This window comes from Paraburkholderia sp. D15 (assembly GCF_029910215.1).
Classification (GTDB): Bacteria; Pseudomonadota; Gammaproteobacteria; order Burkholderiales; family Burkholderiaceae; genus Paraburkholderia.
In genome coordinates this window covers 3,373,445-3,394,760 of sequence record NZ_CP110395.1, presented here as the reverse complement: position 1 = coordinate 3,394,760, position 21,316 = coordinate 3,373,445, and the positions used below count along the sequence as shown (strand labels likewise).

Below are 21,316 nucleotides of genomic sequence, written 5' to 3'. Positions count from 1 at the left end.
GAACGAACCATGAACGCCGACGCGCTCACCGCATCCCTTGTCGAGATCGAACATGACGCGTACGGCGTGCCGGGCGTCGTGCGCGTGACGATGAACCGGCCCGGTGCGTTCAACGCGCTGTCCGAGGCCTTGCTCGACGCCTTGCAGACAGCGCTGGCCGGGATCGCGCAATCGTCGCAGGCGCGGGTGGTGGTGATCGCCGGCGCGGGTCGCGCGTTCTGCGCGGGACATGACCTGAAGGAAATGCGTGCGGCGCCGTCGCTCGCGTACTACCAGGCGCTGTTCGCGCGCTGCACGAAACTGATGATGACGGTCCAGCGCATGCCGCAACCGGTAATCGCGCGTGTGCAGGGAATCGCCACCGCGGCCGGCTGCCTGCTCGTCGCCATGTGCGATCTCGCGGTCGCGGCCGATACGGCGCGCTTCGCGGTGTCGGGCGTGAACCTCGGGCTCTTCTGCGCGACGCCTTCGGTGCCGCTGTCGCGCAACCTGTCGCGCAAGGCGGCGCTGGAGATGCTGCTGACCGGCGATTTCATCGATGCCGCCGAAGCGAAGCAGCAAGGTCTCGTGAACCGCGTGACGCCTGCCGACGCATTGGACGCGGAAGTCGCGCGCCTTGCCACGAGCATCTGCGCGAAGCCGATGGAAGCGGTGAGCGCGGGCAAGGGGCTGTTCTATCGGCAACTGGAGATGGGCATCGAGGCCGCGTATCAACTCGCCGGCCAGACGATGGCCTGCAACATGATGGACGACTCGGCGCTGGAAGGCGTGCAGGCGTTTATCGACAAACGGCCGCCTGAGTGGCAGCGGTGAGGCGCGCCTCACGGACGCCACCTCGCCGATACCCGGCGGCGTGCGATCGTTGACGTGCATCATGTGAACCACGCGCATCGCGCCGAGCGGCCACCTCCGGCCGTCTCCGGCCACCTCCGGCCGTCTGCGCTATTTGCACCGCTTAATCCATCCGCTGCGCCCGTTTCCCGATCCACTCGACCAGCGCGCCGATCACCCGATCCCGATCGAGGTCGTTCATCGATTCGTGATAGCTGCCTTCGTACAGCGTGAGCGTTTTATCCGGCGACCCCGCGTGCTGCCCGAATGCGCGGCTGCCGTCGGGTTCGGTGAGCTTGTCGGACGTGCCGTGATACACCAGCAGCGGCACCCGCAATCCTGCACGGCCACGTTCGATACGCGCCATCGCCAGCAGCAGCTCGGCGCCGGTGCGCGCCGGAATCGCGCCGTGATGCACGAGCGGGTCGTTGCGATTCGCGTTCACGACCGCTTCGACGCGCGAGAGCGATGCCGCATCGATTTTCATCGCCGGGAAGGTCGGCCACAGACGGCTGATCAGCTGGCTCAGCGCGAGCATCCAGCGCGGCACGTCCCGGCCGGGCGCGAGCGCGGGACTCGACAGGATCAAGCCGTCGACGCGCCGCCCGCTTGCGCCGAGCCGTTCGATCGCGTACAGCGCGGCGACCGCGCCGCCCATGCTGTGACCCATCAAGAAGAGTGGGGCGCCGCTTTGCGAGGCGGCGTCGAGCAGCGCCTGCGCGTCGAGCAGATAGTCGTCGAAACGATTGACGTAGGCGCGCTTGCCGGGCGCGCCGCCGTGGCCGCGCAGATCGATCGCCACCAGTTCGATACCGGCTGCGTTGAGGCGCGCGGCCAGCGCGGCGTAACGTCCGGCGTGCTCGGCCAGACCGTGGATCAGCGCGACCGTCGCGCGAAATGGCGTAATGGAGGTGGGGGAAGTGGCGGAGGTGGCCGAGGTGGCGGGTGGCCAGCGGTACAGCGGCAGCGTCACGCCGTCGGCGGTGCTCACCGAGCCACGCCGTGCGACGTTATTCGTTGGGTCCAGCCAGCTCGCGTCGTGCGTCGCGCCAGCGCCGCTCGTTTTCTGCTCCACGCCGACGCGCTCGTCGCGTTGGGATGTCTCCATGGCCGCTGCCTCGCCTATCCTGATTTTGTTCGCCCGATCATAGTCGCAGCGACACGCCGTACGCGAGCGCGGCGAACCGGGCATGCCTCTAATGCTTTGAGGTTATAAAAAGCTCGCAATTGATTATTAAAGGGAATGACGACGCTGCGGTAGAATTGCGGCCTCAAATCCCAATAAAAGCAACGGCGGCCGCTTGCCGGGAGCGCACAACGCTCGCCGACAGACTCCGCCGTTTCGTTTTTCCATGATCGAAATACGCAATATCTCCCAGCGTTTCGCCGGACCCCGGGGCTGGGTCGAGGCGCTGCACAACGTCAACCTGTCGATTCCGGCGGGCGAGGTGTTCGGCATCATCGGCCGCAGCGGCGCGGGCAAGAGCACGCTGGTGCGCACGCTCAACCTGCTGACGCGTCCGTCGGAAGGCAATATCGTCGTCAATGGACGCGATCTGACCACGCTGCCCGCCGCGCAACTGCGCGAAGCGCGCCGCGAGATCGGCATGATCTTCCAGCATTTCAACCTGCTGTCGTCGCGCACCGTGTACGGCAACGTCGCGCTGCCGCTCGAACTGGCCGGCATGAAGCGCGACGAGATCGAGGCGAACGTGCTGCCGCTGCTCGAACTGGTCGGCCTGTCGGCGCAGAAGGACCGCTATCCGGCGCAGATCAGCGGCGGCCAGAAGCAGCGCGTGGGCATTGCGCGCGCACTGGCGAGCAAACCGAAAGTGCTGCTCTCCGACGAGGCGACTTCCGCGCTCGACCCCGAAACCACCCGCGCGATTCTCGATCTGCTCAAGCGCATCAACCGCGAGCTGAACCTGACCATCGTGCTGATCACGCACCAGATGGACGTGATCAAGCAGGTCTGCGATCGCGTCGCGGTGCTCGACGCGGGCCGCGTCGTCGAGGAAGGCAAGGTGATCGACGTGTTCCTGCAACCGCATCACGAAGTCACGCGCGCGCTGATCGGCGACGTGATCGCGCAGGAGCTGCCGCCCGCGCTGAAGGCGCGCGTCGCCGAACGGCTGAAGACGGGCAGCGGCCATTTGCTGCGGCTCGCGTTCACCGGCTCGGGCGTCGACCAGCCGATCCTGTCGGAAACGATCCGCCGCTACGAACTCGACTTCAACATCCTGCACGGCCAGATCGACGAGATCCAGGGGCAGGCGTTCGGCTCGCTCGCGGTGCTCGCGGGCGGCGAACCGGCGAAGGTGGCGCAGGCGCTGACGTATCTGCGCGAACAGGGTGTGGTGGTGGAGGAGCTCTCGTATGTTGAGTGAAATGTTCGATATGTTCGTCCAGTCGTTCTGGGAAACGCTCGTGATGGTGGGCATTTCCGGACTGGTCGGCGCCGTGGTGGGCTTGCCGCTCGGCGTGCTGCTGTACCTGACCGACCGTCAGGGCGTGCTGGAAAACGTCGCGGTGAATCGTGTGATGGGGGTGATCGTCAACGCGGTGCGCTCGACGCCGTTCATCATCCTGCTGGTCGCGGTGATTCCGTTCACGCGTCTGGTGGTGGGGTCGTCGATCGGCACGGCCGCCGCCGTGGTGCCGCTGACGATCGCCGCGGCGCCGTTCATCGCGCGGCTGGTGGAAACCGCGCTGCGCGAGGTCGATCGCGGATTGATCGAAGCCGCGCAGGCGATGGGCGCGACCACCAGCCAGATCGTCTTCAAGGTGCTGTTGCCGGAATCGCTGCCGGGTGTGGTCGCCGGGTTGACGATCACCTTCGTGTCGCTGGTCGGCTATTCGGCGATGGCCGGTGCGATCGGCGGCGGCGGGCTGGGCGATCTCGGCATCCGCTACGGGTATCAGCGTTTTCTGCCGGAAGTGATGCTGACGGTCGTCGTGATCCTGATCGTCTTCGTGCAACTGGTGCAGTCGTTCGGGGATTGGCTCGTGCGTCGTTTGAGCCATAAGTAAAGACAGGTAAAAGGCCAGCAGAAGCAGCCGCGCGGGTCATCGCGGCCTGCTATGACAGATCAACAAATCAACAGATCGACCAGGGGTTCATCATGCAACGTCGTTTGGTTCTCAAGCTCGCCGCGCTGCTCGGCGCCGCCTCCGCGTTCGCCGCCAATGCGGCGTACGCCGAAGACACCATCAAGGTCGGCGTCACCGGCGGTCCGCACGCGCAGATCATGGAAGTCGTGAAGACGGTCGCCGCGAAGAACGGCCTGAACATCAAGATCGTCGAGTTCGCCGACTACGTGCAGCCGAACGCCGCGCTCGCCGCCGGCGATCTGGACGCGAACAGCTACCAGCACGACCCGTACTTGCAGGCGCAGGTGAAGGACCGCGGCTACAAGCTGATCCGCATCGCCGATACGGTCACTTACCCGATGGGCATCTATTCGAAGAAGCTGAAGTCGCTGGCCGAGCTGCAACCGGGTGCGAAGATCGCCGTGCCGAACGACCCGACCAACGGCGGCCGCGCATTGCTGCTGCTGCAGAAGCAGGGTCTGCTGAAGCTGCGCGCCGACGCGGGCCTGAAGGCGACGCCGCTCGATATCGTCGATAACCCGAAGAAGCTGAAGATCGTCGAACTCGACGCCGCGCAGATTCCGCGCTCGCTGAACGACGTGGACGCGGCCGCGATCAACACCAACTTCGCGATGGAAGCCGGCTTGAACCCGAAGAAGGACGCGATCGCAGCCGAGGACCCGAAGGGTCCGTACGTGAACATCATCGCGATCCGTGCCGAGGACAAGGACAAGCCGTGGGTCGCGAAACTGGTCGCCGCCTATCACTCGCCGGAAGTGAAGCAGTTCGTGGCGACGAAGTTCGGCGGTTCGGTGATCACCGCGTGGTGATGGCGGCCCGCGGATGACGGCCCGCGGAGGGTGGTCCAGGAGCCGGCAACCCTCGTTCGCAGTAACCCGAACGCAGTAGTTCATCAGTAGTAAGACAGGACGGCAATACGGATTTAGAGTCGTGAGTCGGAACCCGGGGTTGCCACCCGGGTTTTTTCGAGATTAAAATAGAACGATCGTTCGTTATTGCCGTCACGCCGCTGGGGAGCGATATCCTCCTGCTAGAGCGCCCGCGAACCGGCTGCCGTGAGGGCAGTCGCTATAATGTTCGCTGGGTTGACGTATTCGTAACTTTGGAGCGTGTGCATGAAAATCCTGGTGCCAGTGAAGAGAGTGGTCGATTACAACGTGAAGGTTCGAGTCAAATCGGACGGCACGGGTGTCGACATCGCGAACGTGAAGATGTCGATGAATCCGTTCGACGAAATCGCGGTGGAAGAAGCCGTGCGCCTGAAGGAAGCGGGCGTGGCGACCGAAGTGATCGCCGTGTCGGCGGGTGTCGCGCAATCGCAGGAAACGCTGCGCACCGCGCTGGCGATCGGCGCGGACCGCGCGATCCTGATCGAGTCGAACGAAGAGCTGCAGCCGCTGGCGGTTGCCAAGCTGCTGAAGGCGCTGGTCGACAAGGAACAGCCGCAACTGGTGATCCTCGGCAAGCAGGCCATCGACGACGATTCGAACCAGACCGGCCAGATGCTCGCCGCGCTGGCGAACCTGCCGCAGGCCACGTTCGCGTCGAAGGTGGTGGTGGCCGACGGCAAGGCGACGGTGTCGCGCGAAGTGGACGGCGGTGCGGAAACGCTGTCGCTGACGCTGCCCGCGGTGGTGACGACCGATCTGCGCCTGAACGAGCCGCGCTACGTGACGCTGCCGAACATCATGAAGGCGAAGAAAAAGCCGCTGGAAACGATCAAGCCGGAAGACCTCGGCGTTGATGTCGCGCCGCGCCTGAAGACGCTGAAAGTCGTCGAGCCGCCCAAGCGCTCCGCTGGTGTGAAGGTGCCGGACGTGAAGACGCTGGTCGAAAAGCTGAAGACCGAAGCCAAGGTGCTGTAAGCGCCGCATGGGATCAGAGTAAGCGCTGAAGCGCTAACTCTGATCGACAGCTTTGCATGGGACCAGAGTAAGCGCTAAAGCGCTAACTCTGGTCGACAGGAGACTGATGAAATGACGAATCTGGTAATTGCAGAACACGACAACGCGTCGATCAAGGCCGCGACGCTGAACACGATCGCAGCGGCACAGAAGATTGGCGGCGATGTCCACGTGCTGGTGGCAGGCCACAACGCGCAAGCCGCGGCGGATGCGGCGGCGAAGATCGCCGGCGTGTCGAAAGTGCTGCTGGCCGACGCGCCGCAACTCGAAGCCGGCCTCGCGGAAAACGTCGAGGCGACGGTGCTGAACATCGCGAAGGATTACTCGCATATCCTCGCGCCGGCCACGGCCTACGGCAAGAACATCGCCCCGCGTATCGCGGCGAAGCTCGACGTCGCGCAGATCAGCGACATAACCGCGGTGGATTCCGCCGACACGTTCGAGCGTCCGATCTACGCGGGCAACGCGATCGCGACGGTGCAATCGGCTGACCCGATCAAGGTCATCACGGTCCGCTCGACCGGTTTCGACGCCGTCGCGGCCGAAGGCGGCAGCGCAGCGGTCGAGAAGATCGAGGCGGCGGCGGACAGCGGCATCTCGTCGTTCGTGAGCCGTGAGGTGACGAAGCTGGACCGTCCGGAACTGACCTCGGCGAAGATCATCGTCTCGGGCGGCCGGGGCCTGGGCAACGGCGAGAACTACACGAAGGTGCTGGAGCCGCTGGCGGACAAGCTGAACGCGGCGCTGGGCGCCTCGCGCGCGGCGGTCGACGCGGGCTTCGTGCCGAACGACTACCAGGTCGGCCAGACCGGCAAGATCGTCGCGCCGCAGCTGTACGTCGCCGTGGGCATCTCGGGTGCGATCCAGCATCTGGCCGGCATGAAGGATTCGAAGGTGATCGTCGCGATCAACAAGGATCCGGAAGCGCCGATCTTCAGCGTGGCCGATTACGGTCTGGTGGGCGATCTGTTCACGGTCGTGCCGGAACTCGTTAGCGAACTCGGCTAACTCGGCCAATGGCCACGACGCCGTCGAGGCGTCTGGCAGCGAAAGAAAAAGCGAAAGGGCGCGGGACCCATCAAGTCCAGCGCCCTTTTTTTGTATCGAAGACAGGAGGAGAACTGATATGAGTTACACAGCGCCCATCAAGGACATGTTGTTCGTGATGAAAGAACTGGCCGGTCTCGACGACATCGCGACGCTGCCAGGCTTCGAAGACGCTAACTTCGACACGGCTGCGGCCGTGCTCGACGAATCGGCGAAACTGTGCGGCGAGGTGCTGGCGCCGCTGAATGTCGAAGGCGATCGCAATCCGAGCAGCTGGAAAGACGGTGTCGTCACCGCGACGCCGGGCTTCAAGGACGCGTTCCGTCAATTCGCCGAAGGCGGCTGGCAAGGCGTGCAGCATCCGGCCGAATACGAAGGCCAGGGCCTGCCGAAGCTGATCGCGACGCCTTGCGTCGAAATGCTCAACGCGTCGAACCTGTCGTTCGCGCTGTGTCCGCTGCTGACCGATGGCGCGATCGAGGCGCTCCTGACCGCCGGCACCGAAGCGCAGAAACAAACCTATGTGCCCAAGCTGATTTCCGGCGAATGGACCGGCACGATGAACCTCACCGAGCCGCAGGCCGGTTCCGATCTCGCGCTGGTCCGCACGCGTGCCGAGCCGCAAGGCGATGGTTCGTTCAAGCTGTTCGGCACGAAAATTTTCATCACGTGGGGCGAACACGACATGGCGAAGAACATCGCCCATCTCGTGCTGGCGCGCACGCCGAACGCACCCGAAGGCGTGAAGGGCATTTCGCTGTTCATCGTGCCGAAGTTTCTCGTCAATGAAGACGGCTCGCTCGGTGCGCGCAACGACGTGCATTGCGTGTCGATCGAACACAAGCTCGGCATCAAGGCGAGCCCGACCGCGGTGCTGCAATTCGGCGATCACGGCGGCGCGATCGGTCATCTGATCGGCGAGGAAAATCGCGGCCTCGAATACATGTTCATCATGATGAACGCCGCGCGTTTCGCGGTCGGCATGCAAGGCGTCGGCGTGTCGGACCGTGCGTACCAGAAGGCGGTCGCGTATGCGAAGGACCGCGTGCAAAGCCGTCCGGTGGATGGTTCCGCGAAACAGTCGGTGGCGATCATCCAGCATCCGGACGTGCGCCGCATGCTCGCGACGATGCGCGGTCTGACCGAGGCATCGCGCGCGCTCGCGTACGTGGCGGCCGCGCATTGCGACATCGCGCATCGTCGTCCGGACGACGCCACTCGCGCCCAGCATCAGGCGATCTACGAATTTCTCGTGCCGATCGTGAAGGGCTGGAGCACCGAACTGTCGATCGACGTCACCAGCCTCGGCGTTCAGGTGCACGGCGGCATGGGCTTCATCGAGGAAACCGGCGCGGCGCAGTATTACCGCGACGCCCGCATCCTGCCGATCTACGAAGGCACGACCGCGATTCAGGCGAACGATCTGATCGGCCGCAAGACGCTGCGCGACGGCGGCAAGGTCGCGAAGGCGCTGCTCGCCGAAGTGGCGCAAACCGTCGAAGCGCTTGGCGTGCAGCAAGCTCCGGCGTTCGATTCGATGAAAAAGTATCTGGCGCAAGGTCACGCGGCATTGAGCGCGGCAGTCGATTTCGTGGTGGCGAACACCAAGGGCGATCCGAACGCGGTGTTCGCGGGCAGCGTGCCGTATCTGAAGCTCGCGGGCGTCGTGCTCGGCGGCTGGCAGATGGCGCGTGCGTTGCTGGTGGCCGCGAAGAAGCGCGACGAGGATCCGTCGTTCTACGGCGCGAAGATCGCGACCGCGCAGTTCTACGCGGAGCATGTGTTGCCGCTCGCATCGGCGCTGGAGGCATCGATTGTCAGCGCGAAGGGCGGCGAGGGTGTGCTGGCGTTGTCGGACGATCAGTTCTGACCGGATGGGCGGCAAGCGTCGGGGCGGCTCGGCGCTCAGCCTGCTTTATTTAGTCCGGATCAGGTATGAAAAAAAAGCGCCCCACGGGGCGCTTTTGCTTTTGCGTTGCCTGGGTGTGCCGGCTCGGCCTCAGGCGTAAGCCGGACGATGCGCGCCACCGGTCTCGCCGAGATAGCGGTGCACGGACAGATCGTCCGCCTTGATCGCCGGCTGCTTGCCCGACATCACGTCGGCCAGCAACTGGCCCGACCCGCACGACATGGTCCAGCCGAGCGTGCCGTGACCCGTGTTCAGGAACAGATTCGCGACCGGCGTGCGGCCGACGATCGGCGTGCCGTCCGGCGTCATCGGGCGCAATCCGGTCCAGAAACTGGCCTTCGACGTATCGCCGCCGCCCGGGAACAGATCGTTCACGCACAATTCCAGCGTTTCGCGGCGCGCCTGGCGCAGCGACTTGTCGAAGCCGACGATCTCCGCCATCCCGCCGACGCGAATCCGGTCGTCGAAACGCGTGATCGCGATCTTGTAGGTCTCGTCGAGCACGGTCGACACGGGCGCAGCCGCTTCGTTGACGATCGGCGCGGTGATCGAATAACCCTTGAGCGGGTACACCGGAATCTTCACGAGACCCGAGAGGAACTTCGTCGAGTACGAACCCAGCGCGACCACGAACGAATCGGCGCGCACCAGTTCGCTGCCGCATTGCACGCCCGCGATGCGGTCGCCCGCCATCGCCAGCGAATCGATCGGCGTGTTGTAGCGGAATTTCACGCCCAGTTGTTCGGCCAGCGCGGCGAGGCGCGTGGTGAACATCTGGCAGTCGCCGGTTTCGTCGCCCGGCAGGCGCAGGCCGCCGGTCAGCTTGTGCGATACCGCGGCGAGCGCCGGCTCGGCTTGCGCGAGTTCGGCCGCCGACAGCAATTCGTACGGCACGTTGGCTTCCTGCAGCACGGCGATGTCTTTGGCGGCGCCTTCGAACTGCTGCTGCGTGCGGAACACCTGCAGCGTGCCGCCGGTGCGGCCTTCGTACTGGATGCCGGTTTCGGCGCGCAGCGCCTGCAGGCAGTCGCGGCTGTATTCGGCGAGGCGCACCATGCGGCCCTTGTTCACCGCGTAACGCGACGACGTGCAGTTCTGCAGCATCTGCCACATCCATTGCAGCTGGAATTGCGTGCCGTCGAGGCGGATCGCCAGCGGCGCGTGCTTCTGGAACATCCATTTGACCGCTTTCAACGGCACGCCCGGCGCGGCCCACGGCGACGCGTAGCCCGGCGAGATCTGGCCGGCATTGGCAAAGCTGGTTTCGAGCGCCGGGCCGGCCTCGCGATCGATGACGGTCACTTCGTGACCGGCACGCGCCAGGTAATACGCGCTGGTCACCCCGACGACGCCACTGCCCAAAACGACGACTCGCATAACTGCTCCGACAGATTCAATAGAGGTTGAAGGGCGCTGCGCTCGCGGATTCGTTGGAATTCGTTCGATTCACGAGGTGTAACGCGGGTCGCCCAGTGTTAACCGCTATACTATTAACAGTCAGGTAGGTTTTGTTATCGTATTTTCAGGATTTTCAGCAAATACACCATGCGAACACAGCGTCAGCCGGTCCGGGCTCTCGATAAGCTCGATCACAAGATCCTGCGGCTGTTGCAGCAGGACGGCCGGATGGCCATGAAAGACCTCGCGGAGCAGGTCGGGCTGTCGGTCACGCCGTGCATCGAGCGGGTCAAGCGGATGGAGCGCGACGGCGTGATCACCGGCTATCACGCACGCGTGAATCCGGCCGAGCTCGGTGCGGCGCTGCTGGTGTTCGTCGAGATCACGCTGGATCACAAAAGCGGCAACATGTTCGACCAGTTCCGCCGCGAGGTGCAGAAGATCCCCGAGGTGCTGGAGTGCCATCTGGTGTCGGGTGACTTCGACTATCTGATCAAGGCGCGCATCGGCGAGATGGCCGATTACCGGAAGCTGCTCGGCGACATCCTGTTGCAGCTTCCCGGCGCCGTGCAGTCGAAGAGCTATGTGGTGATGGAGGAAATCAAGGAGACGCTGACGATCGCGGTCGGGGATTAAGAAGCGCATGGTTTGACGGCTGGGCAGGGCTCGACAAACGGCGTAAACACTGTATATTTATACAGGTGTTTGGCGCCGTTTTTTGTTGGCGCTGCTGTTTTTTATTGCCGTGCTTTGCCTGATTCCAGCCGTGACCGCCCCTGCCCCTGACCCCGACTTCGACTCCGCGCCCGAGTATCCGATCGCGCCGCCTGCGCCACGCAAGGGGCGCGGCGCGGTGACGAATCTGCAAGGCCGCTACGAAGTCGACCAGCGCGAAGCGGTGGACGACGGCTGGCTGACGGTCACGACATCGGAAGATGACGACGGCCAACCCAAAGTCCTGCGCACGCAGGTTTTCGAGGAGCGCGCGAAGACCATTCTCACGCGCAATGCGTCGCCGGACATTCCTTTTGGCGTGTCGCTGAATCCCTATCGCGGGTGCGAGCACGGTTGCATCTATTGCTTTGCGAGGCCCACACATAGTTATTTAGGCTTGTCGCCGGGGCTCGACTTCGAAAGCCGTATCTACGCGAAGATCAATGCGCCGGAATTGCTCGAACGCGAGTTGTCGAAGCAATCCTATGTGCCGGAACCGATCGCGCTCGGCGTGAATACCGACGCGTGGCAACCCGTGGAGCGGGAGTTGCGGCTCACCCGGCGCGTTATCGAAGTGCTCAGCGAACGTCAGCAGCCGTTCGCGGCGATCACCAAGTCGTCGCTGATCGAACGCGATCTCGATCTGCTTGCGCCAATGGCGGCGCGCGGGCAGTTCATGGCCGCCATCACGATCACCACGCTCGACGCGGACATCGCGCGCACGCTGGAGCCGCGTGCCGCTACGCCGTCGCGTCGATTACGCGCCATTCGCACGCTGAGCGAGGCGGGCATTCCGGTCGGCGTGAGCATTGCGCCGGTCATTCCGTTCGTGACGGAACCGGACATGGAGCGGGTGCTGGAGGCGTGCGCGGAAGCCGGTGCGAGCAACGCGAGCTACATCGTGCTGCGTTTGCCGTGGGAAGTCGCGCCGCTGTTCAAGGACTGGCTGGCCGCGCATTTTCCCGATCGGGCCGATCGGGTGATGAGTCGCGTGCGCGATATGCGGGGTGGCAAAGACTACGACTCGAATTTCGCCACGCGCATGAAGGGCGAGGGCTTGTGGGCGGATCTGTTGCGGCAGCGTTTTCGCAATGCAGCGGCCCGGTTGGGATTGAATCGGCGCGATCGCGGCATTCTGGATATGTCGCATTTTCGCCGCCTCGATCCGTCGGGGCCGCCGCATTCGTCACGTCCCGCGGCGGCCGCGCGAGACGATCCGCAGTTGGATCTTTTCTAGCTTTGTGCGCGGCTGGGCAGGCGTCATTGCAAAAACGCCGCCGCGAATGCTTACTGCGAAAGCGCCTTGGCCGCCTGCACCTGACTTTCGAAATAGGTTTGAAACGAAAGGGCGAGGCCGGTCATCAGCAGAAATGCGCCGATCAGCAGCGAGAAGATGACGATGAAAATGACCGTCCAGCCGGAATTGCTGTGGCGGCCGGTTTGCGCGTTGAACTGGGCGTCCCACTTTTCGTCCGGGCGCAGACCGTAGACGATCGCGGCGAGAAACGCCGAGAGCAGCGACACCGCGCCGAAGAATGCGAGCACCCAGCCAGGCATCGACGCGCGCTCGCTGGCGATCACCAGCATCACGCCCGGAATGCCGATCAGCGTGCCGAGCAGATGCGCCCAACCGTAGATGTCGCGTGTGCCGTAGAGATAGAAGCGGTGTGCGCCGAGGGAGCCGAACAGGAAGGCCAGCGCGGCGGTAATCGTCTTGGATCTGAAGCGCGGTGAAGCCGAAGCGAGGGTGGACATGTAGGCGAGGGCGGAGTACCCGGTGTAAGCGGAATAAGGGGCGATCGAAGGTTGCGGCGCGTCGAATGGCGCAGAGTGACACGGCGCAGACCGTCGCGCATTCTACGCCCGGGCGGTGGGGCGGTCACGTGACCGGGGGTCGCAATAAACGTGGGCGAATGTTCAGGAGCCTGGCGCCGAATACGTTACGCGGTAAATGGCGCCGGCGGTGTCGTCGCTGATCAGCAGCGAGCCGTCGGGTAGTGGTAGCACGTCTGCGGGGCGCCCCCAGACCGCTTCGCCGGGTTGCAGCCAGCCTTCGGCGAAGACCTCCTGACGTGCGTTGCTGCCGTCCGGGTTGGTGATCACGCGCACGACGCGGTAGCCGACCTTCTTGCTGCGATTCCACGAACCATGCTCGGCGATGAAGATGTTGTCGCGATAGGCGGCGGGGAACATCGAGCCGGTATAAAAACGCATGCCGAGCGACGCGACATGCGCGCCCAGCTTGACCGCCGGCGGCGTGAACGCGCTACACGGGCGGTCCTTGCCGTACTGGGGATCGGGCGTGTCGCCGCCGTGGCAATACGGAAAGCCGAAATCCATGCCGGCGCGCGGCGCGCGGTTGAGTTTGTCGTCGGGTACGTCGTCGCCCAGCAGGTCGCGGCCGTTGTCGGTGAACCACAGGTCATGCGTCGCCGGATGCCACGCGAAGCCGACGGAATTGCGGATGCCGCGGGCGACCACTTCATAATGGCTGCCGTCCGCGTCCATGCGGCCGATCAGGCCATAGCGGTCGCGGTCCTTCAGGCACACGTTGCAAGGCGCGCCCTGGGGCACGCAGAGTTTGCCGTCCGGGCCGAAGGCGATGAATTTCCAGCCGTGGTGCGTTTCGGTCGGCAGGGAGTCGGTGATCACGACCGGCTTGGGCGGATCGTTCAGATGCGAGTCGATCGCGTCGAAGCGCAGGATTTTCGATACGGCGGACACGTAGAGCGCGCCGTCCCGCCATGCGACGCCCGCTGGCATCTCGAGGCCGGAGGCGATCACATGACGGCCGGTCACGTGGCCGTTCTGCAGTTCGAGCGCATACACGTGGCCGTCGAGGCTGCCTATATAGAGAATGCCTTGCGGGGACAGCGTCATGGCCCGCGCGCTGGGCACGGCATCGGACAGCACGTCGATATGGAAACCGGGCGGCAGTTTGATCCGGTCGACGGGTAGCGCGGCGTACGCGCCAATGGCCTGCACGGCGAGCACGAAGGCCGTCGCGACGTGCATCGTCCGATGCCGCGAGGTGCGTGCCGACGAAGTCCTGCGCGAGGCGAGGCAGGCGGCGGTGCCTCGGGCAACGTAACGGACAAGCGCAGAAAAAGAGGGTAAAAACACGCTTCGCGGCAGGACTTTCACGGGCGCTCCGTCAGGTAGTTCGGGCGTTTCGGCGGGGTTCGCGGTCCGTTTCCGTATGCCCGGCGCAACCCCGTCATGCAGTTTATCCCGGTAAGTGTTTGTTATGGCGTCTGTTTCCCGCTATAATCGCGTGTTTCAGTCGTTCCGAACCCCGGTTTTCAAGGATTCTAGTATGGTCATCATCCGCTTGGCTCGTGGCGGTTCCAAGAAGCGCCCGTTCTACAACATCGTCGCAACCGATTCGCGTAACCGTCGTGACGGCCGCTTCATCGAACGCGTTGGTTTCTACAACCCGGTCGCTACGAAGGGTGAGTCGCTGCGTATCGCTCAAGATCGCCTGACGTACTGGCAAGGTGTTGGCGCGCAACTGTCGCCGACCGTCGAGCGTCTCGTGAAGGAAGCGCAAAAGGCGCAGCCGGCTGCTTAATGGTAGCTCGCACGCGTATCGTCGTCGGTTTGGCCGGCGGCTCGCGCAGCTTGCGTGAGCAGTCCGATATGCAAAAAGTTGTGCTGAAACAGACGTCGAAGTTAGCAGCGAGGTTCAATCATGTCTGAGCGTGATTCCGGCAGTCTAGGGCGCGCCAAGGCAACTTCGCGCGCCAAGACGTCTGATCAGGCGTCATTCGGTGCATTCGTCCGCAAGCCGGTCGAAAAAGCCGAAGGCAAGGCGAAAGCCCAGGTATCAGCCGCAGCTTCCGGTGCCGCAGAAATGCGCCTGGAAACGGCGGAAAGCTGGCCGGCCGATGCGGTCGAGGTCGGCAAAATCGTCGACGCTTACGGCCTCAAGGGCTGGGTCAAGGTGGCCGCGCACGCGGATGCCGGCCACGGCGGCGATGCATTACTGAGCGCTAAACGCTGGTGGCTGTTGCAAGGCCGCGAGCGCAAGTCGGCGCCGTCATTGCAGTCGAAAACGCATAGCGACAGCATTGTTGCCCAGCTGGGTGGCGTGGCTGATCGCGATGTGGCGCTGGCAATGCGCGGCACACGCGTGTACATCAGCCGCAGCGAATTTCCGGCGCTCGACGCCGACGAATTCTACTGGGTCGACCTGATCGGCCTGGATGTGGTGAACGTTGCCGGGGTTCATCTCGGCAAGGTTGCAGACATGATCGACAACGGTGCGCACTCGGTGTTGCGCATCGAATATCCGGCTTCCGACAAAACCGGCAAGCCGGCCACCGCCGAACGTTTGATCCCGTTCGTCGGCGTCTTTGTCAAAACAGTGGACCAGGCGGCAAGGCAGATTACCGTCGACTGGGAAGCCGATTACTAAATCATTCGCTGAACGGAGAGAGCGATGCAGTTCGATGTCGTCACGCTCTTTCCTGACATGTTTCGCGCGCTGACCGACTGGGGTATCACCAGCCGGGCGGCGAAGCAGGAACGCTACGGCCTGCGGACGTGGAATCCGCGTGATTTCACGACCGACAACTACCGTACGATCGACGATCGTCCCTACGGCGGCGGCCCCGGCATGGTCATGCTGGCCAAGCCGCTCGAAGACGCGATCGGCGCGGCGAAAGCCGCGCAGGCGGAGCAGGGCATCGGCGCGTCGCGCGTCGTGATGATGTCGCCGCAAGGCGCTACGCTGAATCACGAGCGGGTCATGCAGTTTGCCGCCGAGCCCGGTTTGATTCTGCTGTGCGGACGCTATGAAGCGATCGATCAGCGCTTGCTCGATCGTGTCGTCGACGAGGAAGTCAGCCTTGGCGACTTCGTGCTGTCGGGTGGCGAATTGCCTGCCATGGCGTTGATGGATGCGGTGGTGCGTCAGTTGCCCGGCGTGCTCAACGACTCGCAATCGGCGGTGCAGGACAGTTTTGTCGATGTGCTGCTGGATTGTCCGCATTACACGCGGCCGGAGGAATACGACGGCGTGCGGGTGCCCGATGTGCTGCTCGGCGGCCATCATGCGGAAATCGAGGCGTGGCGTCGGCGCGAAGCGTTGCGCAATACGTGGAACAAGCGGCCCGATCTGATCGTGAAGGCCAGAAAGAACAAGATGTTGAGCCGTGCCGACGAGGCATGGCTCGCAAGTCTCGCGAAGGAAGCGTCGAAGGCGTAAGGCCAGCGGTCTTTCAAGCGGACACCAGGCGGTGTCGTGCATGCGTGTACGGCGCCAGATGTGAACCCATCCTCTATCGGGGCCGTAGCCGGGCGCAACAGGAAACTTAGCGCGAGGCAGGTACGAACGCCGACAAGATGGATACAGGAGTCAGTCATGAATCTGATTGCAAAACTCGAGCAGGAAGAAATCGCGCGCGCGCTCGGCGAGAAGACCATCCCCGAATTCGCTCCCGGCGATACGGTGATCGTCAGCGTGAACGTGGTTGAAGGTACGCGTAAGCGTGTTCAGGCTTACGAAGGCGTCGTGATCGCCAAGCGTAACCGTGGTCTGAATTCGTCGTTCATCGTCCGCAAGATCTCGTCGGGCGAAGGCGTCGAGCGTACGTTCCAGACGTACTCGCCGCTGCTGGCAAGCATCGTCGTGAAGCGTCGTGGCGATGTGCGTCGTGCGAAGCTGTACTACCTGCGCGACCGTTCGGGCAAGTCGGCCCGGATCAAGGAAAAGCTGGTCTCGAAAGACCGCGCTGCTTCCCAAGCGTAAATGCTGTAAGAAAAAGCACCCCTCGCGGGTGCTTTTTTCTTGGCCAGGTCAAAATAGCGGCACGTCACCATCCGCACAGTCGAGAGAGCCGTTGATCCGCCCCGTCTTTGAGCCTGAAACTTTGCCCGTCATCGGAACGGGCGCCGATCTGCCGGCCCTGACCGGCGAGCGTCTGACGCCTGACGCTCTGCGCGCCCGCTTCGAACAGCGCCTGGCGTGGGAGCCCGAGCCGATCGTCGAAGCGCGCTTACGCGGCGCGCCGATCGATCCGCGCATTGCCGCGGTACTCGTACCCTTGGTGGTCCGCGAACACGGTCTGACCGTGCTGCTCACGCAGCGCGCCGACCATCTGAACGATCATGCGGGGCAGGTGAGTTTTCCCGGTGGTCGTTATGAACCGTCCGATGCCGATACCACGGCCACCGCGCTGCGTGAAGCACAGGAAGAGGTGGGCCTCGCGCCGTCGCGCGTGGAAGTGCTTGGCGCATTGCCCGACTATCTGACGGGCACCGGTTTTCGCGTGACACCGGTTATCGGCCTCGTACATCCGCCATTTGCATTGAAGATGGACGCGCTCGAAGTCGCGGAAGTCTTCGAAGTACCGCTCGCGTTTTTGATGAACCCTGCCAACCACGAAGTGCGCGTGTTTCGATTCGACGGCGGCGAGCGGCGCTTCTTCGCGATGCCTTATCCGCGCGCGCAAGCAGCGCAAACGGCACAGGACGCGCACCCGGCCGATGTCGAACCCAACCCCGTCGGCAGCCATCACTTCATCTGGGGTGCGACGGCCGGGATGCTGCGCAACTTCTATCGCTTTCTCGCGGCCTGAAGCGTTGCGGCCTGTGCACGTGTCGGGTGTTTGTCGACGTCCGCGCTCAGTCCCATCCGACCCTGTGCTATCGTTATAAAACAATCGTAAAACTCGAAAAGCACGGCGCATCGCATGACTTTTTTCTCCGTATTGCTGGCTCTGATCATTGAACAGGTACGCGCGCTGTCGCCGAATAATCCGGTGTCGGCGCTGCTTCAGTACCATGCGGAGTCGGCGGCGCACGGATTCGATGCGGGCAAGCCCAAGCATGGATTGCTCGCGTGGCTCGTGGTGGTGGTGCCGTGGACGCTGGCCGTCGCGCTCGTCTACTACGTGCTGTACCACATCCACTTCGCGCTGGCGTTTCTCTGGAACGTCGCGGTGCTGTATTTCACGCTCGGCTTCCGCCAGTTCAGCCATTACTTCACCGACATCCACCTCGCGTTGAATAACGACGACGTGCCGCGCGCACGCGAAATCCTCAACGAATGGACCGGGATGGATACCGTCGACATGCCGGTCAGCGAGATCGTGCGTCACACGCTGATTCATGCGGTGGTTGCGTCGCATCGCCACGTGTTCGGCGTGTTCTTCTGGTTCCTGATTCCGGTGGGGCCGGCGGGCGCGGTGTTGTATCGGATCGCCGAATATCTGGCGCGGACGTGGGCACGTCCGGCCGACGATCGGACCGCCGCGTTTTCGAGCTTCGCACAGCGTGCGTTCTTCGTGATCGACTGGGTGCCGTCGCGTTTGACGTCGCTGGGCTTTGCGATCGTCGGCAACTTCGAGGACGCGATTTATGCATGGCGCAATCACGCGCGGCAGTGGCCGGATGCGAACGACGGTGTGTTGCTTGCGGCCGGCAGCGGCGCATTGGGTGCGCGGTTGAGTGGTCCGCTCGCGGAGCAGTCGAGCCTCGACGCTCTCACTACCGGCGACGGTGGCCCGATGCAGGTGGGTGATGATTGCACGCCGCGCACGCTGCAATCGGCGGTGGGGTTGGTGTGGCGCGCGGTGGTGTTGTGGATGATTTTGCTGTTGATGCTGACGATCGCGGTGTGGGTGGCGTGAGGGGTCGAAGGAATCGAATGAGAAGGCCGGAGTCGGGGAACTGACTTCGGCCTTTTACTTCATCCTCTAACGTAAGCGCTAGCTGCGAGATACAGGTCGCGCCACCTACGGCAAATGCTTGCGGGAAAACTCATCGACGCCCTCTTTGCGCAACGTTTCCGCCCAAGTGTTGATCGCATTACTGTCGTCGAGATGGGCAAGGGCCGCGTCCTTCAGTAACGCGAACTCCATGCGCAGATTGGTCGGCATCACGCCGGGATCATCGGTGTTGACTGTGATGGGAATCGGCGCCTTGCGCAGGCCGAATCGATTGTGTATTGCACCTTTGGCCAGCGTGCTCGTGTCCAGCGGATGCCAGCGAAATATCGGATGTTCCTGGTAATTTTTCAGGCGCGCAATGTACACGTTCGATGTCGGATTGGTTTCGATGCTGATGCCTGTTTTCGCATAACGCGTGACGAGCAGATCCTGCAACGCATGCATAAACTCGAGCTGGCTGTCAGGACAGGTATCCTCAATCAGATCGTACGCCGCATGGCGATGGCCGCCTGTTGGCAAATCCTTGCCGCCCAGCGTGATATGAACTTTGGGCATCAATTTTGTCGGTCTGATCGCGGGAGGGCGTTCGTCATCGGTTGTGACGGACTGGTTTTCCGACAGCCACCTTGCGCGATTGATGTGCAGCGCTGCGGCAGGATGATTTTCGCTCGACGTGAGTATGCTCAGATCGGGTATCAATGTCGTGATCTCGCACGGCCGCCTGCCGCTTCGCCGTAATTCGTCCAGGTGATAGAAAGAGTTGCGCCTTAATTTCCATGCCTCCCACAGCACGCTAATGGTTGGGACGGGAGTCGCGGCCGGCAAGGGCCGCGTCAGCCACGGCAGCATGGAGGCAAAGTGGAGTGCGCGCTGTTCAAACTTTACCCTGATCGCGTGGATGTCCGGGCGTTTCTTTACCGGCATCGCGGCGGCGAGATCGGCAGCCATTCCCCAAGCCCAGACCAGATTGTCGACGTGTTCGTCAATGTCGATGAGCACCATGCCTTGCCGGCGAGCCCACTGTTCCGGTTCGATGCCGAGCGCCAAGGCGTGCCCCAAACGGTCACCTTTGTGCATGCCGCAAAAGACGACCGTTTCGTCGACATGCCGCATGCCCGACAGGAGATCCGCATAGTCTTCACCGGCGTGAACGCTCAAGTGCAATCCGCCACGTGGAGAGGATCTGTTCAACTCGGGAGCAACATGATGAACGCCGGGTGCACTCTCTGACCTGAAGCCTTTTGCGTATTGAAATCGCAGCAGCCGCAGCGCTGGCGCAAACACTTCGATCTTCACGGCGTTTTCGTCGCCGGCGACGTCAATGCCACGGATCCAATGAGACAGTGGTTTGCTCAATACGCCTGTGGCGACGTCCTGACTGTTAGCCGAAATCCACGAGGGGGTGACGACAAGCGCTTTTGCCAATTTCTCGATTTCGTCCCAGACGAGCGACTCATTGGCCAGATAGACGGGAAAGCGGTTGAAGTGGACGCAGATGTGCCAGCGGTCCATCGAGCGCGCAAGAAGGCTGGCGTCGGGTTTATCGTCACGCCACGCTGCCCGATTTAGATGGGCCGCGATCGCGTAGCCGATTTTCTTGATCGCGTCGTGCGGATCTTTCTCATAGGCCAGTTTGATTTCCGCCACGTCACTCGTTCCAGCAAAAATCCGTTGAACCGCGCTTCGCTGCCGGCCCTTCCGATTCGGATAAAGGCGGGTGGCGTCCGGAAAGCGGTGGGTGAACCGAGTCAGCCCCTGACCATCCATGATTGAGCGATATCGGATGTCCATCAAGACAACGACGGCGTGAAGCAGCGCAAGACGCAACACGCGTGAGGGCGCTAGCTTGTAGTAAGTCCAAATCCAGGTGAAGAACCAGAGCCACGCTTCATCGGTGTTTTTTCGACTCCAGGCTTCGTTCATTTGCCAGCTAAGCCATGGCGGATCACGTGGCGATAGGCTTGCGGGCTGGGGGCCTCGCAGTGTCGGACAGAGTCCAGCCACGGGCGCGGCGGTGGCGCCGCCACCTATAAATTCCCCGATGAGCATTTCGCTCACCTTTGCTGAGTTGGGCAATGCACTATACCCACGTAGACAGCCGAGCCAGCGTTGCAATGCCGGCAGGCGATCATCTCCGGACTTGTCTTTGGACCCGCTGGGTGAGTCGAACAGTAACGTGGCCATGCCAAGATCGACCCCGCTAATGCCGTAAATGTGCACGTGATTTTCGCCGTATGGCTCATCGTCATGGGGCGGGGCGAAAAGACCGCGCGCTTGCGCAACGATGCTGATGAGCCCTGAGTCGCTCAGCCCTTGTGCTTTTTCGATTCGCGTCGCCAGATGCCAGCCGGCGATCATGGCCGGATCGAGGCGGCTGCATAGCTTCGCATAGTCGGCAATTCGATTGGCACGATAGTGAATTTGCCCAGAAGACACGTCGAAAGCCCTTTCGACGAGATCGTCGAGCAACGGCAGTTGTCCGTTGGTACCAAGGTCGTCCGGCACGATCAGATGGAATGCACTTTCCAGATCGTTGAGCCGGAACTGTCGCGAAAAGTCGCGATCAAGTTCGGTGTAGAGCAGTTCGCGGCATCGCGCTGCGAAAGTGCCAGGCTCTGCACCTTTGCTCTCCAGTAGTTGTACCACCTCAGTGCGTAAGACTTCTGCCAGCGCGACATTGGAGAGTGCCGTCGCGGCCGCGAGCTCATAGAGCGTCTGCGCGAGCATGC

20 protein-coding genes are annotated in these 21,316 nt (G+C 62.9%); 15 read left to right on the top strand and 5 right to left on the bottom strand.

Annotated elements, in window-relative coordinates; genetic code table 11:
- Positions 1 to 9: 9 nt before the first annotated feature.
- Positions 10 to 813, top strand: coding sequence for an enoyl-CoA hydratase (locus tag LFL96_RS14640; RefSeq protein WP_280995932.1), 804 nt, complete (start codon positions 10 to 12; stop codon positions 811 to 813).
- Positions 814 to 955: 142 nt separating this feature from the next.
- Here LFL96_RS14640 and LFL96_RS14635 read toward each other — a convergent pair whose 3' ends face one another.
- Positions 956 to 1,939 carry an alpha/beta hydrolase gene (locus tag LFL96_RS14635; protein WP_280995931.1) on the bottom strand — a complete coding sequence of 328 codons (984 nt, stop codon included), beginning with the start codon at positions 1,937 to 1,939 and terminating at the stop codon, positions 956 to 958.
- Positions 1,940 to 2,183: 244 nt separating this feature from the next.
- On the opposite strand from LFL96_RS14635, the gene LFL96_RS14630 reads away from it, so the two are divergent.
- The 6 genes from LFL96_RS14630 (at position 2,184) to LFL96_RS14605 (ending at position 8,763) form a co-directional block, all read left to right on the top strand.
- Positions 2,184 to 3,218: a methionine ABC transporter ATP-binding protein gene (locus LFL96_RS14630; RefSeq protein WP_280995930.1), complete on the top strand. Its 1,035-nt coding sequence runs from the start codon at positions 2,184 to 2,186 to the stop codon at positions 3,216 to 3,218.
- Positions 3,208 to 3,861 (top strand): methionine ABC transporter permease, encoded by a 654-nt coding sequence (locus tag LFL96_RS14625; protein ID WP_280995929.1) that lies wholly within the window; start codon positions 3,208 to 3,210, stop codon positions 3,859 to 3,861. Before LFL96_RS14630 ends, LFL96_RS14625 begins: the two co-directional genes overlap by 11 nt.
- Positions 3,862 to 3,953: 92 nt before the next feature.
- Positions 3,954 to 4,751: a MetQ/NlpA family ABC transporter substrate-binding protein gene (locus LFL96_RS14620; RefSeq protein WP_280995928.1), complete on the top strand. Its 798-nt coding sequence runs from the start codon at positions 3,954 to 3,956 to the stop codon at positions 4,749 to 4,751.
- 306 nt (positions 4,752 to 5,057) lie between these two features.
- The gene (locus LFL96_RS14615; protein WP_280995927.1) at positions 5,058 to 5,807 is read left to right on the top strand and encodes an electron transfer flavoprotein subunit beta/FixA family protein; all 750 of its coding nucleotides are present in this window, start codon (positions 5,058 to 5,060) and stop codon (positions 5,805 to 5,807) included.
- A gap of 111 nt (positions 5,808 to 5,918) precedes the next feature.
- Positions 5,919 to 6,854: an FAD-binding protein gene (locus tag LFL96_RS14610; protein WP_280995926.1), complete on the top strand. Its 936-nt coding sequence runs from the start codon at positions 5,919 to 5,921 to the stop codon at positions 6,852 to 6,854.
- A 118-nt stretch (positions 6,855 to 6,972) separates the two neighbouring features.
- The gene (locus LFL96_RS14605; protein WP_280995925.1) at positions 6,973 to 8,763 is read left to right on the top strand and encodes an acyl-CoA dehydrogenase; all 1,791 of its coding nucleotides are present in this window, start codon (positions 6,973 to 6,975) and stop codon (positions 8,761 to 8,763) included.
- Positions 8,764 to 8,892: 129 nt separating this feature from the next.
- Here the strand turns inward: LFL96_RS14605 and LFL96_RS14600 are convergent, their stop codons facing one another.
- Positions 8,893 to 10,179: a D-amino acid dehydrogenase gene (locus LFL96_RS14600; protein WP_280995924.1), complete on the bottom strand. Its 1,287-nt coding sequence runs from the start codon at positions 10,177 to 10,179 to the stop codon at positions 8,893 to 8,895.
- A 168-nt stretch (positions 10,180 to 10,347) separates the two neighbouring features.
- Here LFL96_RS14600 and LFL96_RS14595 point away from each other — a divergent pair, with 168 nt between their 5' ends.
- Both LFL96_RS14595 and LFL96_RS14590 read left to right on the top strand, forming a co-directional pair.
- Positions 10,348 to 10,836 carry an Lrp/AsnC ligand binding domain-containing protein gene (locus LFL96_RS14595; protein WP_007180908.1) on the top strand — a complete coding sequence of 163 codons (489 nt, stop codon included), beginning with the start codon at positions 10,348 to 10,350 and terminating at the stop codon, positions 10,834 to 10,836.
- A gap of 130 nt (positions 10,837 to 10,966) precedes the next feature.
- Positions 10,967 to 12,151, top strand: a complete 1,185-nt coding sequence (locus LFL96_RS14590) for a PA0069 family radical SAM protein (protein WP_280995923.1) — start codon at positions 10,967 to 10,969, stop codon at positions 12,149 to 12,151.
- A gap of 50 nt (positions 12,152 to 12,201) precedes the next feature.
- Here LFL96_RS14590 and LFL96_RS14585 read toward each other — a convergent pair whose 3' ends face one another.
- Positions 12,202 to 12,669 carry a TM2 domain-containing protein gene (locus LFL96_RS14585; protein WP_280995922.1) on the bottom strand — a complete coding sequence of 156 codons (468 nt, stop codon included), beginning with the start codon at positions 12,667 to 12,669 and terminating at the stop codon, positions 12,202 to 12,204.
- A gap of 162 nt (positions 12,670 to 12,831) precedes the next feature.
- The gene (locus LFL96_RS14580) at positions 12,832 to 13,929 is read right to left on the bottom strand and encodes a PQQ-dependent sugar dehydrogenase (protein ID WP_280995921.1); all 1,098 of its coding nucleotides are present in this window, start codon (positions 13,927 to 13,929) and stop codon (positions 12,832 to 12,834) included.
- A gap of 301 nt (positions 13,930 to 14,230) precedes the next feature.
- On the opposite strand from LFL96_RS14580, the gene rpsP reads away from it, so the two are divergent.
- The 6 genes from rpsP to LFL96_RS14550 all read left to right on the top strand — a co-directional run bounded on the left by rpsP (position 14,231) and on the right by LFL96_RS14550 (position 18,548).
- Complete coding sequence (gene rpsP, locus LFL96_RS14575; RefSeq protein ID WP_006050280.1) at positions 14,231 to 14,485, top strand: 30S ribosomal protein S16; 255 nt, start codon at positions 14,231 to 14,233, stop codon at positions 14,483 to 14,485.
- 120 nt (positions 14,486 to 14,605) lie between these two features.
- Positions 14,606 to 15,331, top strand: coding sequence for a ribosome maturation factor RimM (rimM, locus tag LFL96_RS14570; protein ID WP_280995920.1), 726 nt, complete (start codon positions 14,606 to 14,608; stop codon positions 15,329 to 15,331).
- A 24-nt stretch (positions 15,332 to 15,355) separates the two neighbouring features.
- On the top strand, positions 15,356 to 16,123 hold the full coding sequence (gene trmD / locus LFL96_RS14565) for a tRNA (guanosine(37)-N1)-methyltransferase TrmD (protein WP_280995919.1): 768 nt from the start codon (positions 15,356 to 15,358) through the stop codon (positions 16,121 to 16,123).
- 156 nt (positions 16,124 to 16,279) lie between these two features.
- On the top strand, positions 16,280 to 16,666 hold the full coding sequence (rplS, locus tag LFL96_RS14560; protein ID WP_020069334.1) for a 50S ribosomal protein L19: 387 nt from the start codon (positions 16,280 to 16,282) through the stop codon (positions 16,664 to 16,666).
- Positions 16,667 to 16,757: 91 nt separating this feature from the next.
- The gene (locus tag LFL96_RS14555; RefSeq protein ID WP_280995918.1) at positions 16,758 to 17,495 is read left to right on the top strand and encodes a CoA pyrophosphatase; all 738 of its coding nucleotides are present in this window, start codon (positions 16,758 to 16,760) and stop codon (positions 17,493 to 17,495) included.
- Between the two features lie 114 nt (positions 17,496 to 17,609).
- Complete coding sequence (locus tag LFL96_RS14550) at positions 17,610 to 18,548, top strand: CobD/CbiB family protein (protein ID WP_280995917.1); 939 nt, start codon at positions 17,610 to 17,612, stop codon at positions 18,546 to 18,548.
- 105 nt (positions 18,549 to 18,653) lie between these two features.
- Here the strand turns inward: LFL96_RS14550 and LFL96_RS14545 are convergent, their stop codons facing one another.
- Complete coding sequence (locus tag LFL96_RS14545; protein WP_280995916.1) at positions 18,654 to 21,314, bottom strand: hypothetical protein; 2,661 nt, start codon at positions 21,312 to 21,314, stop codon at positions 18,654 to 18,656.
- Between the last annotated feature and the right edge of the window lie 2 nt (positions 21,315 to 21,316).